The sequence below is a fragment of the Pseudomonas sp. QC2 genome (assembly GCF_002859085.1).
Taxonomy (GTDB): domain Bacteria; phylum Pseudomonadota; class Gammaproteobacteria; order Pseudomonadales; family Pseudomonadaceae; genus Aquipseudomonas; species Aquipseudomonas petroselini.
Window position 1 is genome coordinate 19,762 of the sequence record NZ_PKKS01000016.1, and the last position, 14,517, is coordinate 34,278.

The following is a 14,517-nucleotide window of genomic DNA, read 5'->3' on the forward strand; positions in this document are numbered from 1 at the left end:
CCACTGCCATCCAATTGGAGTTTGATGACCATGAGTGTGGAAACTCAAAAGGAAACCCTGGGCTTCCAGACCGAGGTGAAGCAACTGCTGCACCTCATGATCCATTCGCTGTATTCCAACAAGGAAATCTTCCTTCGCGAATTGATCTCGAACGCCTCTGACGCTGTCGACAAATTACGTTTCGAAGCCCTGTCCAAGCCTGAGTTGCTGGAAGGTGGCGCGGAACTGAAAATCCGTGTGAGCTTCGACAAAGACGCCAAGACCGTCACCCTCGAAGACAACGGCATCGGCATGAGCCGCGAAGACGCGATCACCCACCTGGGTACCATCGCCAAATCCGGCACCGCCGATTTCATGAAGAACCTGTCGGGCGACCAGAAAAAAGATTCGCACCTGATCGGCCAATTCGGCGTGGGCTTCTATTCGGCCTTTATCGTCGCTGACAAGGTTGAGGTATTCAGCCGCCGTGCCGGCCTCGACGCCAGCGAAGGCGTGCACTGGTCGTCCAAAGGCGAGGGCGAGTTCGAAATCGCCACCGTCGACAAGGCCGATCGGGGTACCCGTATCGTGCTGCACCTTAAAGACGGTGAAGACGAGTTCGCCGATGGCTGGCGCCTGCGCAACATCGTCAAGAAGTACTCCGACCACATCGCCCTGCCGATCGAACTGCCGAAAGAACAAGCGGCCGCCGAAGGCGAAGAGACGCCTGCCCAGGAATGGGAAGTGGTCAACCGTGCCAGCGCCCTGTGGACCCGTCCGCGTACCGAGATCAAGGACGAGGAATACCAGGAGTTCTACAAGCACATCGGTCATGACTACGAAAACCCGCTGAGCTGGAGCCACAACAAGGTCGAAGGCAAGCTGGAATACAGTTCGCTGCTCTATGTACCGGCCCGTGCTCCGTTCGACCTGTACCAGCGTGAAGCGCCAAAAGGCCTCAAGCTCTACGTACAACGCGTGTTCGTGATGGACCAGGCAGAATCCTTCCTGCCGCTGTACCTGCGCTTTATCAAAGGCGTCGTCGACTCCAACGATTTGTCGCTGAACGTGTCGCGGGAAATCCTGCAGAAAGACCCGATCATCGACTCCATGAAGTCGGCGCTGACCAAGCGCGTGCTCGACATGCTGGAAAAACTGGCGAAGAACGAGCCTGAGCAATACAAGGGCTTCTGGAAAAACTTCGGCCAGGTCATGAAAGAAGGCCCGGCGGAAGATTTTGCCAACAAGGAAAAAATCGCCGGCCTGCTGCGGTTTGCCTCCACCCAGGGTGACGATGGCGAGCAGGTGGTGTCCCTGGCCGAGTACCTGGCGCGCGCCAAGGAAGGTCAGGACAAGATCTACTACCTCACCGGCGAAACCTACGCACAGGTCAAGAACAGCCCGCACCTGGAAGTCTTCCGCAAGAAAGGCATCGAAGTGCTGCTGCTGACCGACCGTATCGATGAGTGGCTGATGAGCTATCTCAACGAATTCGACGGCAAGTCCTTCGTCGACGTGGCCCGTGGTGACCTGGACCTGGGCAACCTGGACTCCGAAGAAGAGAAGAAAGAAGCCGAAGAAGTCGCCAAGTCCAAAGAAGGCCTGGTCGAGCGGATCAAGGCTTCCCTGGGCGATGCCGTCAGCGAAGTGCGGGTCTCCCACCGCCTGACCGATTCCCCGGCGATTTTGGCCATCGGCGAGCAGGACCTGGGTATGCAGATGCGCCAGATCCTTGAAGCCAGCGGTCAGAAGGTGCCGGATTCCAAGCCGATCTTCGAATTCAACCCGGCTCACCCGCTGATCGAGAAACTCGACGGTGAGCAGAGCGAAGAGCGTTTTGGCGACCTGTCGCACATCCTCTTCGACCAGGCGGCCCTGGCCGCTGGTGACAGCCTCAAAGATCCGGCCGCGTATGTGCGCCGACTGAACAAGCTGTTGGTTGAACTGTCGGTTTAACACCGTTGTAGAAAAACCCGCTTCGGCGGGTTTTTTCGTTCTACTGCACCTCACCTGGAGAAAATGATGAGCCAAGTCACTGTGCGTTCCGTGGTCTATCAGATTGATGGCCAGTCCTATGAAAGCCGCCTGGCGTTCGATGCCAGCCACAAGGGTCCGCTGCCGGGCCTGTTAATGGCGCCGAATTGGATGGGGGTGAGTGCGGGTGCCGAAGAGATCGCCAAGCGCGTGGCGAGCAACGGCTATGTGGTGTTGATCGCCGACCTGTACGGGCAGACTGTGCGTCCGTCGAACGGCGATGAGGCCGGTGCGGCGATGATGCCGTTGAAGGATGATCGCGCGTTGCTGAACAAGCGCATGCAGGCGGCCTTTGAGCAGCTGCAGGGCCAGACTGAGGCAGCGGTTGATACGTCCAAGCTGGCGACTTTTGGTTTCTGCTTCGGCGGTTGCTGCTCCCTGGAGCTGGCGCGTACCGGTGCACCGCTCAAGGCGGCCATCTCGTTCCACGGTACCCTCGACACGCCTAACCCGGCGGATGCGAAGAACATCAAGGGCTCAGTGCTGGTGCTGCACGGTGCCTCGGACCCCTTGGTGCCGAAAGAGCAACTGCCGGCGTTTGAAGATGAAATGAACGCGGCCGGTGTGGATTGGCAATTGCTGAGCTACGGCGGCGCGGTGCACTCCTTCACCGACCCGGATGCGAATGTGCCGGGCAAGATGATGTACGACGCGAAGACTGCTGAGCGGGCCTTCCGGTCGATGCATAACTTGTTGGATGAAGTGTTCAAGGGCTAAATCTCTAGCGCTTGTTCGGGCCTCATCGCAGGCAAGCCAGCTCCTACAGTTTGATTTGTGAACACAGTCGAAAGTGGGAGCTGGCTTGCCTGCGATAGCTACCTCACAGGCAACTCAATTCTTTCAGACTCACCCGGCACCGTCGGCCAATCCCCAGCCGCCCAGCGCTGCCTGGCCTGCTCGATCACCGCCGGGTCACTCGCGACAAAATTCCAATTGATCCGCCGTGGCCCATCCAGCGCCGCGCCGCCAATCAAGACCAGGTGACAATCGGTATCGGCAGACAACGTCATCTCCCGTTCGGCCGGCAACACCACCAGGCTGTGCACCTCTAGCGCCTCACCGTCCAACTGAGCCTCGCCCTCCAGCACATACACCGCACGTTCCTCATGCTCATCCGGGATCAGCAGCGTGGTGGCCGTTTGCATTTGCACCTCGGCATACAAGGTGGGCGAGAGCACCGGCACCGGCGATTTAAGGCAAAAACCGTCGCCCGCGATCAGGCGGATCTGCACGCCCAGGTTGTCGCTCACCGGCAGGCTCGCGGCCGGGTGATGACTGTAGTGGCCTGGCCCGGTCTCGTGGTCCTTGGGTGAGGCCAGCCACACTTGCAGCCCATGCAGGCTGAAACCATGGGTCCTGACCGCCTCGGGTGTACGCTCGACGTGGGCAATCGCGCTGCCGGCGGTCATCCAGCTGACGTCGCCCGCCTGCACCACCTGGTCCGAGCCCAAGCTGTCCTTGTGCTGCAATACCCCTTCGAACAGGTACGTCAGCGTGGACAGCCCGATATGCGGATGTTGGCGGATATTCATGCCATCGCCCGGTGCATAGCGGGTGAGCAGCATATGGTCGAAAAACACAAAAGGCCCGACGCTGCGGCATTCCCGTGATGGCAGCGGGCGCAGGATCGGTTGGCCTTCGACGTCTTCGGCGCGAGGGCGAATCACGGTGAGGGTGTTCATGGTGCGTCCCAGTCTGAGCGGGTTGGAGAGTGCTGAGCATAACCCGCTCGACGGGAGGTTGCCGCTATTGGCTGAAGGCGCCTTCCGACAGTTGAGTGTCGATGCTGATTTCGGCAGTGGTCATCAGCTTGTGCACGGGGCAGCGGTCGGCCACGCGGTGCAGCTCATCGCGTTGCTCATCGGTGAGCACACCTTTAAGGGTCAGCTTGACGTTGAGTTTGTATTTGCCCTTCTGCTCCTCGGCGGCGTCGTGGGTGACCTCCACGGTGACACCGGTGAGCGGGATATCTTTCTTCTGGGCGTAGAGCTTGAGGGTCAGGGCCTTGCACGACGCCAGGGCGGCATCGAAGTAGTCATGGGGGGAGGGCGCCGAATCGTCACCGCCCAGGCTTTTGGGCAGGTCGGTAAACAACTCATGGTTGTTGATGTTGACGCTGTGGCGAAAGTTGTCCTGGTTCAGGGTGTTCACGGTAACAGGCATGGCAAACCTCACAGGGGGGCAGGATGAAGGTCATGCAGTTATAGAGCATGCTGGCACTTCAGTGTTCCACGTTTTTTGGGGGATGAACCGCGGCACGCCGCGCAAGGTCTACCCGTATCAGCCCTTATCGAGGTTTTACCGTGCCCTGGACTCGCCTGACTCTTGCCCTGTTGCTCGCCGCCGGCAGCCTTGCCGCGCAGGCCCGCGACTATGCCTACAGCGACGCGCACCTGCATTACGTGGATTTCTTCCAGGAAACGGCGGGCATGGACAAGCTGCTCAAGGCCATGGCCGACAACCGCATCGAGCACGTGATGATTTCCGGCATTCCAGTGGCGAAGAAATGGCACGAAGACGAACCCAAGCGCCCACGCTATTACGCCGGTGACGACGCCGATGCCTACTGGTACAGCGCAACCGATGTGATCGTGGCCGCAGCGGTCAACAAACTGACCCCTGAGCAGCGCCAGCGTTTTCACCCGTTTCTGTCGGGCTTCAACCCCAACGACAAGAACTCCGATGCCCATATCCAGCGCATGCTCGACCTCAACCCTGGGCTGTGGCAGGGCATCGGCGAAGTTTTCACGCGCCATGATGACCTGACGGCTATCACTGCGGGCGACACCCCACGCGCCAATAACGAAGCCATGACCCGCATCTATCACTTGGCGGCGGAGAACGACCTGCCGGTGATGCTGCACTCCAACATCACCTCCAAGCGCGAGCGCAACCCGCTGTACCTGGCGGAAGTGGAGGAGCCGCTGCGCAACCATCCCCACACCCGCTTCATTTGGGCGCATGCCGGCACCAGCAAGGAGATCCACCGCCATCAGGTGCGGATGGACTTTTTGTTGCCCACCTTGAGCCGCATGCTGGAGGCCTATCCGAACCTGTATATCGACCTGTCCTGGAGCATGCTCACGCCGTACTTGCTGGATGATGGGGGTCAGCCGCGCCCGGAGTGGGTAAAGCTGGTAGAGCGCTTTCCAGAGCGCTTCATGCTGGGCTCTGACGTAGTAGGGCGCTTCAACAAGCTGGGTAAGGAAATGCGCCGCTTTGACCCTTTTCTGGATGCCTTGCCCGAGGACGTTGCGCAAAAAGTCGCGCGGGACAACTTCTTGGCCATCCTGCCTAAAGCGGCGCGCGAGGGTGCGGCACGTTGATATCGCGTTTTGGTCTTGCGCAAAAGCGCATTAACCTTGCGCCTGTAGGTCCATCGTGCCCCCAGGCGTTGGCGCAGAACGAACAGAAACTCACCGACATCAACACGCATAAAAAAGCCCCGAACCAGTCGGGGCTTTTCATGTGATCAACCTGCGGGGTTTATTTACCCTGCCAGCGTTTCAGCACCAAGGTAGCGTTAGTGCCACCAAAGCCGAAGCTGTTGCTCATCACGGTGTCGATTTTTGCGTTTTCAACGGTTTTGGTCAGGATCGGCATATCAGCCACAACCGGATCAATCTCGTCGATGTTGGCCGAACCGGCCATGAAGTTGCCTTCCATCATCAGCAGGCAGTAGATCGCTTCGTGAACGCCAGCGGCGCCCAGGGAGTGACCGGACAGGCTCTTGGTGGAGCTGATGGCCGGAGCCTTGTCGCCGAACACCGCACGCACGCCTTCCATTTCCTTGGCATCGCCGACCGGAGTCGAGGTGCCGTGGGTGTTCAGGTAGTCGATTGGGGTGTCCACGGTGGACATGGCCATCTGCATGCAACGGATGGCGCCTTCACCGCTTGGGGCAACCATGTCGTAGCCATCGGAGGTCGCGCCGTAGCCGACGATTTCCGCGTAGATCTTGGCACCACGGGCCAGAGCGTGTTCCAGCTCCTCGACGACCACCATGCCGCCACCGCCGGCGATGACGAAACCGTCACGCTTGGCGTCGTAGGCGCGGGAGGCTTTTTCCGGGGTTTCGTTGTATTGGGTAGACAGTGCGCCCATGGCGTCGAACAGGAACGACTGGCTCCAATGCTCTTCTTCACCGCCGCCGGCGAACACGATGTCCTGCTTGCCCAGCTGGATCTGCTCAACGGCAGTCCCGATGCAGTGAGCACTGGTGGCGCACGCGGAGGAGATCGAGTAGTTCACGCCCTTGATTGCAAACGGCGTGGCCAGGCAGGCGGAAACGGTGCTGCCCATGGTCCGCGTTACACGGTACGGGCCAACGCGCTTCACGCCTTTTTCGCGCAGGATGTCCAGCGCTTCCATCTGGTTCAGGGTGGATGCGCCGCCGGAACCGGCGATGAGGCCGGTGCGTACGTTCGATACCTGGTCTTCGCTCAGGCCGGAGTCGGCGATTGCGTCTTTCATCGCCAGGTAGGCGTAGGCGGCAGCGTGGCCGACGAAGCGATAGATCTTGCGATCGATCAGCTCTTCGAGGGGCAGGTCGATGGAGCCGGAAACCTGGCTACGCAGACCCATTTCGGCATATTCCGGGTTGAAGCGGATGCCAGGGCGACTTGCACGCAGGTTAGCGGTGACGGTCTCTTTGTCATTGCCCAGGCAAGAAACGATGCCCAGACCAGTGATAACGACGCGGCGCATGCGGATAACCCTTAAAAGTTGTCAGTGGAAGTGAATACGCCGACCCGAAGGCCTTCGGCAGTATAGATCTCGCGACCGTCGACGCTCACCGAACCATCGGCGATGGCCAGGTTCAGCTTGCCCTTGAGGACGCGCTTGATTTGAATGTTATAGGTGACTTTCTTGGCGGTCGGCAGGACCTGGCCAAAGAACTTCACTTCGCCCGAACCCAGGGCGCGGCCGCGGCCCGGCAGGCCTTGCCAGCCGAGGAAGAAACCGACCAGCTGCCACATGGCGTCAAGGCCCAGGCAGCCTGGCATCACAGGGTCGCCTTCGAAATGGCAAGCGAAGAACCACAGGTCCGGGGTGATATCCAGCTCGGCGACCAATTCACCTTTGCCGTACTTGCCACCCTCTTCACTGATATGGGTGATGCGATCCACCATCAGCATGTTGGGGGCGGGCAGTTGCGCGTTACCTGGGCCGAACAGCTCACCGCGACTGCAGCGCAGCAGGTCTTCCCGAGTAAAGGCGTTTTGTTTGGTCATGCGAGCTCCTCAATAATCCCATGCGGCAGGGTAGGGCAAATCTTCCCGAACCGAATGAAGCGTTCATGCCTCATGTCGGCAGCCTACACATAGACTATTGCGTTGTAGTGAAAGTCACAGCGGCAAGGTACTGAATGTACACTTGTTCACTGAAATTTTAAACCGGGCCTGTTTATGGGCCCGTTCGGGTGCCTAAGACTGCCGCACTTTCGTCTTTCACGCCAGTCGGAGTTGGCTGATGGCGCGGCGCTATTGCACCCAGCGCTGTAGGATTTGCTGCAAATCCGTGCGTTTGAACGGCTTGGCCAGGTAATCGTTCATTCCCGCCGCCAGACAGGCTTCGCGGTCACCCTGCAAGGCGTTGGCCGTCAGGGCGATGATGGGCAGGTCGGCGCAACCCGGCAACTGACGAATCTGTCGGGTGGCCTCGTAACCATCGATCAAAGGCAGCCGGCAATCCATCAGGATCGCCGTGAAAATCAGGCTCTCGGCGCTGCGGATCGCCTCGGCACCGTCGGTGGCCAGGCTCACTTCAAAGCCCAGGCTGCGCAGCATGGCTTCGACCACCGTACGGTTGACGGGGTTGTCTTCCACCAGCAGCACATGGCGGCCATTGCCGGCGCTGGCTTTGCCGTCGGTATCGGCAGCGACGGCGGGGACGCTGTGCTGGTCGATGGCCAGGGGGATTTCCAGGGTGAACACCGAGCCGCGGCTTTCCTCGCTTTGGGCGCGCAGCGTGCCGCCCATGCGTTCAGCCAGGGTACGGGCGATGGGCAGGCCCAGCCCGGTGCCGCCGTAACGTCTTGAAATGGAACTGTCGGCCTGCTGGAACGCATCGAACATCAATTCCAGGCGGTCGGCGGAAATCCCGATGCCGCTGTCACGCACGGTGCAGGTGAACCACACCAGGTCATGGTCGAGGGTTTGCCAGTGCGGCTCGACGCTGACGCTGCCGTTCTCGGTGAACTTCAATGCATTGCCGATCAGGTTCACCAGGATCTGGCGGATCCGCGTCGGGTCACCCTGCACCCGCAAGGCGTCCATTCCTTGCGGAATCGACAGCTGCAGCGCCAGCCCACGCTGCTGGGCGCTGTGCTGGAACGCCTGGGCGCAGCTGTTGATCAGGTCTGCCAGGTTGAACGGAATATGCTCCAGTTCCAGCGCGGCGCGCTCGATACGCGAGAAGTCGAGGATGTCGTTGATGACCTTGAGCAAGTGTTCGGTGGATTCGGAGGCGAGCGCCGCGTATTCGCTCTGCTCCTCGGTCATCTCGGTGGTTTCCATTAACTGCAACATGCCCAGCACGCCGTTCATGGGCGTGCGCAGCTCATGACTCATCATCGCCAGGAAATCCGACTTGGCGTTGTTGGCGCGCTCGGCCTCTTCGCGGGTCTGGATCAACTGGGCCATGGCCTGTTGCTGCTCGCGACTGGCCTGGTTGAGGCCTTCGGCGAGGTTGTTGATATGCCGCGACAGGTCGCCCAGCTCCGAGTCATCCACGATGGGCAGTGGCGTCTTGTAGTCGCCCTGCTGGATGGCCTTGACCGCGTTGCCCATGGCACTGATCGGCTGTGACAGGCTGGCGGCCAGGCGCCGGGCGAGCAGGAAGGTGAACAACAGGGCGAACAGCGCCAGGATGCCGGCCTTGAACAGGATCTCCTGCTGACGCTGGCTGAACGCATCGTTGGACATGCCGACGATCACCCGGCCCAGGTAGTCCGCACGCGGTGCCTTGGATTCGTTGAGGTTGTCCTGGAAAAAGTCATTGCCCAACTGGATGTGTTGCAGGCGGATCGGTGCCTGGAAGACTTTTACCGACAGCGAGCGGTCGTGCTTTTCCGACGGTTGTTCGACATACACCAGGATGTTTTCGCTGCTGTCCTGGATCTCCAGGAAGCGCACATGGGGCGTGGCCAATGTGGCGCGCAACAGGCTGTCGAGCACATCGTTGTTGCCGGATATCACCCCGTACTCGGTGGCGGGCGCCAGTTGGTTGGCGATCAGTTGGCCGGTGTGGTCCAGTTCCTGGCGCAGGTCCTGGATACGCACGAAGGTGAAGAAGCTGATCAACAGCAACGTCAGCAACAGCGCCGGTCCCAGGGTGATGAGCTGGGTGCGGGTGTTGATGTCCCAACGACGACGCAAGGTCATGGGCGTTTTTCTCCTTCGGCCAATCGCAGGGCGACGTTGGCTTCGTCTACCTGTTCGATCCCCAATGAGCGCGCAACCTGCGGGTTGCCCACGACTTTGAAATGTTCCGGGTACAGCGAGTGCGGCCAGTTCGTCGGCGCAAGGTCCAGCAGGCGGTCGAGTACCGCCAGCCAGTCGGTCTGGTCGCTGTAGGTGCTGGCCAGGCTGCCTGCGCGTACAAATCCGGCATTCGGCCCCACCAGCGGCAATTGCTGGGCGTAGCTGCTCAGCAGCAGGTTCTTCGCGGTTTTCGGGTTGTACAGCTGCGGGTCATCGAGGCCGAGCAGCACGTCACTGTTCCTGAACAAGGTTTGCAGTGGCCGGCTGTCGCTGGTGTTGTCCCAGCGCTGCGGCACGATCTCCAGGCCGAGGGGCTTGGCGTGCTGGCGCAGTTCGGGCAGGAGGAATTCACTGTCGGCACTGTAGAGCACGCCGATGCGCCGCGCTTGGGGCAGGATGGCGGCGATCAACCGCAGTTGGCGCTCCTGCGCAGGGTCGCTCCACAATAAGCTGATGCGTGGGTGCTGCGTTGTGCCCAGGCGTTGGTGCGCCTGCAGCCGACTGATGCGCAGTACCAGGGTCGGCGGCCCTTGGGTGTCTTGCAGGCGCCAGTCGAGGCCGGGCAGGTCCAGCAGGATCAAGCGCGTGCTCGCCGGCAGGCGGCTGGGCGCCGGCAAGTCGTTGAGGGGCGTGAAGGTGACGTGGTCTTCGGGGCGTTGCTGGGCCAGGGCCTGGGCAAAAGCCTGCACGCCTGCGCCGTCTTCGGCGGCGGTCAGCAGGATGTCGGCGCTCCAGGCCGGCGCGGCCCATAGCAGGCAGGCCAGCAGCACAGCGCGGCGCCAGAGCGAAGTGATAAATAAGCAGGTCATCCGTGACGAGTCGCCCATGTCAGAACTCTAACTCCGCGCTGAAGTAGAGCACATGGCGATGGTCATAATTGTTATCGGCCCACGTAGTGGGCTGGTTATCGAGGCGTTGTTGCAACATGCCGGCCAGCTCCACGTTGGCTTTGCCCAGGGCAATGCGCTTGGCCACCCGCAGGTCGACCCGTTCGAAGCGATATTGGTTGAGCGCGTCATCGCCGTAGTAGAACAGCGCACTGGACCAGCCCTGGCCCCATTCGCGCAACCAGCCGGCGGAGCCACTGTTACGTGCGGTTTGCGCTTTGTCCAAAGGGTTGCTGGTAGTGGCGTCGACGTAAGCATAGGTGAGCCGCAGGCGGTCGGCATTGCTGACGCGCCAGTCGAACTGCGATTCGGCGCCGGTAAACCGCGAGCTGTTGGCGTTGCTGGCGATGTACTGGTTATTGCGCAGCGGCGAACTGATCATGTCGGTGATTTCGTCGTAGAACAGTTTCACGTCCATGTTCAGCCCGATGTCGGCAAAGAAACCGTTGTACCCCAGTTCCCGTGACTTCATCAGCTCTTTATCGAGGTTGCCCGGGCCACGGGTCTTTACGAAGTATTGCCCGGTGGTCTGCCCATAGGCGGGTGAGCTGAGGTTGGTGACGCGGTAGCTCCAGTTGACGTTGTTCTCAAACATGTCCGGCGAGCGGATGGCCTCGGAATACACCGCGCGCAGGCCGTGGCGCGGGTTGATCAGGTAGTTGACCGCCACTCGCGGTGTCAGCGAGTTGCCGCTCAGGTGGGTGTCCTCATACATCGCGCCGCCTTGCAGCAGCCAGTGTTCGCTGGCGCGCCATTCCATCTGGCCGAACAAACGCCAGGTGGTGTCGTCCAGGGTGCCATTGAAATAGGTGTCGGAGTCGGCGCGGTCATAGCGGTAGTTCATGCCGCTGACCAGACGCAGGCTGTCGGACAGGCTGAGGGTGTCTTGAATCTCCAGGTCGTAGCGGCTTTCGCGGGTGCTCTGGTCGATGTCACCGCACACGCTCTGGTTGGCGCCGTTGCGCCATTGGTTCAATACCTGGTTGGCCAGGGCCTGCTCGGCGGCGCTGCCCGGTGGCGCGCTGCCCTGGCTGTAGGTGTCCATATGCCGGGCGAGCAGCTCGGCGTAGTTGGGGTTCAACTGCCACAACTGGGTCAGCTCAGGGCTGAACGAGACCTTGGCATCACAGGCCTTCCAGATTTGCCGGCGGTCCCATTGCTGGGCCGAGCCCTGGATATACAGGCTGTGGTCAGGGTTGAAGTCGACATTCCAACGCAGGGAGCCGGCGTAGTCCTTGGCCGTGACGTCGGAATTGTTGCCGCCTTCGGTAATTCCGGCAAATACCGGACTGTAGGTATAAGGACGCTGGTTGGTGCCTTCCTTCGCATCCAGTTGCCAGTCGAGGCTTTGTTGGGTGTTCAGCATCTGGCTGACCGCCAGGCTGAAGCGGTTGAGGCGGCGGCCGTCACGGCGGTCGGCGCCCGCGGCATCGCTGTCGAAGCCGTCGTCCTGTTGCCCGGAGAGGGACAGGCGCAAGTCGCCGGTTTCCCAGCCCACGCCCTGGCTGGCATAGAAGTCATTGATGCCGCGTTCGCCACGCACCACTTTGACCCGCGTACCGTGGCTGTTGGCCGGTGAGCGCGTAAGAATGTTCACCACCGCCATCAAGGCATTGGCGCCATAGCTGACGGTGTTGGGGCCGCGGAAGACTTCGATGCGCTCGATATCTTCCATCGCCACCGGAATGTCACTCCAGTCCACAGTGGCCAGGCCAGCGCGGTACACCGAACGGCCGTCGATCAACACCTGCATGCGCCGCGCGTCGCTGGCACTGGTGCCGTGGTAGTTCACCGCCGCCTGGTTGCCGGTGGTGTAGCCGACCATCATCCCCGGTACCAGGCGCAGCAACTCACTGATGTCCCGCGCACCGCTGGCCTTGATCAGCTCGCTGTCGATCACGGTCATGCTGCCGGGCACGGCGGCGGCCGATTGCTTGAGGCGCGTGGCGGTCAGCACTTGCGGCAGCGGTTGGCTGTCGAGGAACAGGTCGTCGGCCAGCACCGGTGCGCTGCACAACAACATCAACCATAGGGATGAACGAGGAGGAGGGCCCAAATACACGGCGCAGCCTTGATAATTACGGATAGCCGCCCATGTTAACTGAGGTGGGGCCTTTTGCCAGTCGCCCGACTTGCAATTACTTCATGTAAGCGTGGCGTTTTCCGACAAACGCACGAATTGCTAGGGGGGCTGGCCGCAAGCGGGTCGGCCCGTATAATGCCGCCATCGCCACTGGTATGGATTAACGGATTGCATATGACTGAACAGCGCCCTATCGCGGTCCTGGGAGGCGGAAGTTTTGGTACCGCCGTGGCTAACCTGCTGGCCGAGAACGGTCACGCTGTGCGCCAATGGATGCGCGATCCCGAGCAGGCCGAGGCCATTCGGGTGCACCGGGAAAATCCGCGTTACCTCAAAGGCATCAAGATTCATCCGGCAGTCGAGCCTGTTACCGACCTGCTGGAAACCCTTACGGCCTGTGATCTGTGCTTCGTCGCGCTGCCGTCCAGCGCGTTGCGCTCGGTGCTGGCGCCCCACGCCGAACGCCTGGCGGGCAAGCTGCTGGTCAGCCTGACCAAGGGCATCGAGGCGCAGACCTTCAAACTGATGAGCGAAATCCTCGAAGAGATCGCGCCCCAGGCGCGCATTGGCGTGCTGTCCGGGCCCAACCTGGCACGCGAAGTCGCCGAGCACGCGCTGACCGCCACGGTGGTCGCCAGTGAAGACGAAGAGCTGTGCGAGCGCGTCCAGGCCGTGCTGCATGGCCGTACCTTCCGCGTCTACGCCAGCAGCGACCGCTTTGGCGTCGAGTTGGGCGGTGCGCTGAAAAACGTCTACGCGATCATTGCCGGCATGGCCGTGGCGCTGGGCATGGGCGAAAACACCAAAAGCATGCTGATCACCCGCGCCTTGGCGGAGATGACCCGCTTTGCGGTGAACCAGGGCGCCAACCCGATGACCTTCCTGGGTCTGGCGGGCGTGGGCGACTTGATCGTCACCTGCTCCTCGCCGAAAAGCCGCAACTATCAGGTCGGCTTTGCCCTCGGCCAGGGCCTGAGCCTGGAAGACGCGGTCACGCGCCTGGGCGAAGTGGCCGAAGGCGTCAACACCCTCAAGGTGCTCAAGGCCAAGGCCCAGGAAGTCGGGGTGTACATGCCGCTGGTCGCCGGGTTGCACGCGATCCTGTTTGAAGGGCGCACCTTGAACCAAGTCATCGAGCTGCTGATGCGCGCCGAGCCGAAAACCGATGTCGACTTTATTTCCACCAGTGGTTTCAACTGAGGAACGCGTCATGAACGATCCGAAAGCAGCCCCCAAGTATGAGTCCATTGCCCTGCGCATCCTGTGGATGCTGGTGTTTGCCCTGGTGTGGCAGGTGGCGCAGTTCCTGCTCGGCGCGCTGGTGGTGGTGCAGTTGGTTTACAGATTGATCTATGGCGCACCGAACCTGGGGCTGATGAACTTCGGCGACAGCCTCAGCCAGTTCCTCGCACAGATCGGCCGTTTCGGCAGCTTCCACTCCGAACAGAAACCGTGGCCGTTCGCCGACTGGCCGACCCCGCGCGCGCCGGAGGGCGAAGCTGCCCACAGCGTGCCGCCGGCGCCGCACCCGGTCCGTGACGAAGAGCCGAAGCTATGAAGGTGTGGATACTGCGCCACGGTGAGGCCGAAGGGCATGCGCGCACCGACGCCGAGCGCAACCTCACCGAGCATGGCCGCGCCGAAGTGTTGCGCAGTGCTGCGCAGCTGATGGGCCAGCCCCTCAGCGCGATCATCGCCAGCCCCTATGTGCGGGCGCAGCAGACCGCGCAACTGGTGCGCGAGGTGCTGGGGTTCGAACCGGAGGTTCGCACGGTGCCGTGGCTCACCCCCGAGGGCAACCCATTGCAGGTGCTGGACAAGCTCGACACCGATGACAACGTGCTGCTGGTCAGCCACCAGCCGCTGGTGGGCAACCTGATCAGCTTTTTGCAGCATGGTCATCAGCGTCAGCCACAGCCGATGCACACCGCCAGCCTGGCGGAACTGGAGGGGGATTTCCCGCTGGCGGGGCTGATGAGCCTGGTCAGCGTAAAAAAACCTTAGGCTGAATCGCGGCTTTGTGTGTGCTATATAGTCAACCAAGCAAGTG

At 61.2% G+C, this 14,517-nt stretch carries 13 protein-coding genes; 6 read left to right on the forward strand and 7 right to left on the reverse strand.

What is annotated here, in order from left to right; genetic code table 11:
• Positions 1–30: 30 nt before the first annotated feature.
• Entirely contained in the window at positions 31–1,935 is a 1,905-nt protein-coding gene (htpG, locus tag QCBJ_RS14130; protein WP_043205029.1) for a molecular chaperone HtpG, read from the forward strand.
• A gap of 66 nt (positions 1,936–2,001) precedes the next feature.
• The gene (locus tag QCBJ_RS14135; RefSeq protein WP_046033844.1) at positions 2,002–2,730 is read left to right on the forward strand and encodes a dienelactone hydrolase family protein; all 729 of its coding nucleotides are present in this window, start codon (positions 2,002–2,004) and stop codon (positions 2,728–2,730) included.
• A 98-nt stretch (positions 2,731–2,828) separates the two neighbouring features.
• Here the strand turns inward: QCBJ_RS14135 and QCBJ_RS14140 are convergent, their stop codons facing one another.
• Positions 2,829–3,695 carry a pirin family protein gene (locus tag QCBJ_RS14140; protein WP_102061068.1) on the reverse strand — a complete coding sequence of 289 codons (867 nt, stop codon included), beginning with the start codon at positions 3,693–3,695 and terminating at the stop codon, positions 2,829–2,831.
• A gap of 64 nt (positions 3,696–3,759) precedes the next feature.
• Positions 3,760–4,176 carry an OsmC family protein gene (locus QCBJ_RS14145; RefSeq protein ID WP_012723101.1) on the reverse strand — a complete coding sequence of 139 codons (417 nt, stop codon included), beginning with the start codon at positions 4,174–4,176 and terminating at the stop codon, positions 3,760–3,762.
• Positions 4,177–4,316: 140 nt separating this feature from the next.
• Between QCBJ_RS14145 and QCBJ_RS14150 the strand changes: the two genes are divergently transcribed.
• Complete coding sequence (locus tag QCBJ_RS14150) at positions 4,317–5,339, forward strand: amidohydrolase family protein (protein WP_102061069.1); 1,023 nt, start codon at positions 4,317–4,319, stop codon at positions 5,337–5,339.
• A 160-nt stretch (positions 5,340–5,499) separates the two neighbouring features.
• Here the strand turns inward: QCBJ_RS14150 and fabB are convergent, their stop codons facing one another.
• The 5 genes from fabB to QCBJ_RS14175 form a co-directional block, all read right to left on the reverse strand.
• Positions 5,500–6,720, reverse strand: coding sequence for a beta-ketoacyl-ACP synthase I (gene fabB / locus QCBJ_RS14155; RefSeq protein WP_012723103.1), 1,221 nt, complete (start codon positions 6,718–6,720; stop codon positions 5,500–5,502).
• A gap of 11 nt (positions 6,721–6,731) precedes the next feature.
• Positions 6,732–7,247: a 3-hydroxyacyl-[acyl-carrier-protein] dehydratase FabA gene (gene fabA / locus QCBJ_RS14160; protein ID WP_010211704.1), complete on the reverse strand. Its 516-nt coding sequence runs from the start codon at positions 7,245–7,247 to the stop codon at positions 6,732–6,734.
• 249 nt (positions 7,248–7,496) lie between these two features.
• Positions 7,497–9,398, reverse strand: coding sequence for an ATP-binding protein (locus QCBJ_RS14165; protein ID WP_012723104.1), 1,902 nt, complete (start codon positions 9,396–9,398; stop codon positions 7,497–7,499).
• Positions 9,395–10,324, reverse strand: a complete 930-nt coding sequence (locus QCBJ_RS14170; protein ID WP_043205034.1) for an ABC transporter substrate-binding protein — start codon at positions 10,322–10,324, stop codon at positions 9,395–9,397. The genes QCBJ_RS14165 and QCBJ_RS14170 overlap by 4 nt, the downstream gene beginning before the upstream one ends.
• Before the next feature lies 1 nt (position 10,325).
• A complete protein-coding gene (locus QCBJ_RS14175; protein ID WP_012723106.1) occupies positions 10,326–12,446 on the reverse strand; it encodes a TonB-dependent siderophore receptor in 2,121 nt (706 codons plus the stop codon).
• Positions 12,447–12,641: 195 nt separating this feature from the next.
• Between QCBJ_RS14175 and QCBJ_RS14180 the strand changes: the two genes are divergently transcribed.
• The 3 genes from QCBJ_RS14180 to sixA are packed head-to-tail and all read left to right on the forward strand — an operon-like array spanning position 12,642 to position 14,471.
• Entirely contained in the window at positions 12,642–13,667 is a 1,026-nt protein-coding gene (locus tag QCBJ_RS14180) for an NAD(P)H-dependent glycerol-3-phosphate dehydrogenase (protein ID WP_012723107.1), read from the forward strand.
• A 10-nt stretch (positions 13,668–13,677) separates the two neighbouring features.
• Positions 13,678–14,025, forward strand: a complete 348-nt coding sequence (locus QCBJ_RS14185; protein WP_012723108.1) for a DUF4389 domain-containing protein — start codon at positions 13,678–13,680, stop codon at positions 14,023–14,025.
• Positions 14,022–14,471 carry a phosphohistidine phosphatase SixA gene (gene sixA / locus QCBJ_RS14190; protein ID WP_102061070.1) on the forward strand — a complete coding sequence of 150 codons (450 nt, stop codon included), beginning with the start codon at positions 14,022–14,024 and terminating at the stop codon, positions 14,469–14,471. The genes QCBJ_RS14185 and sixA overlap by 4 nt, the downstream gene beginning before the upstream one ends.
• Positions 14,472–14,517: the final 46 nt, after the last annotated feature.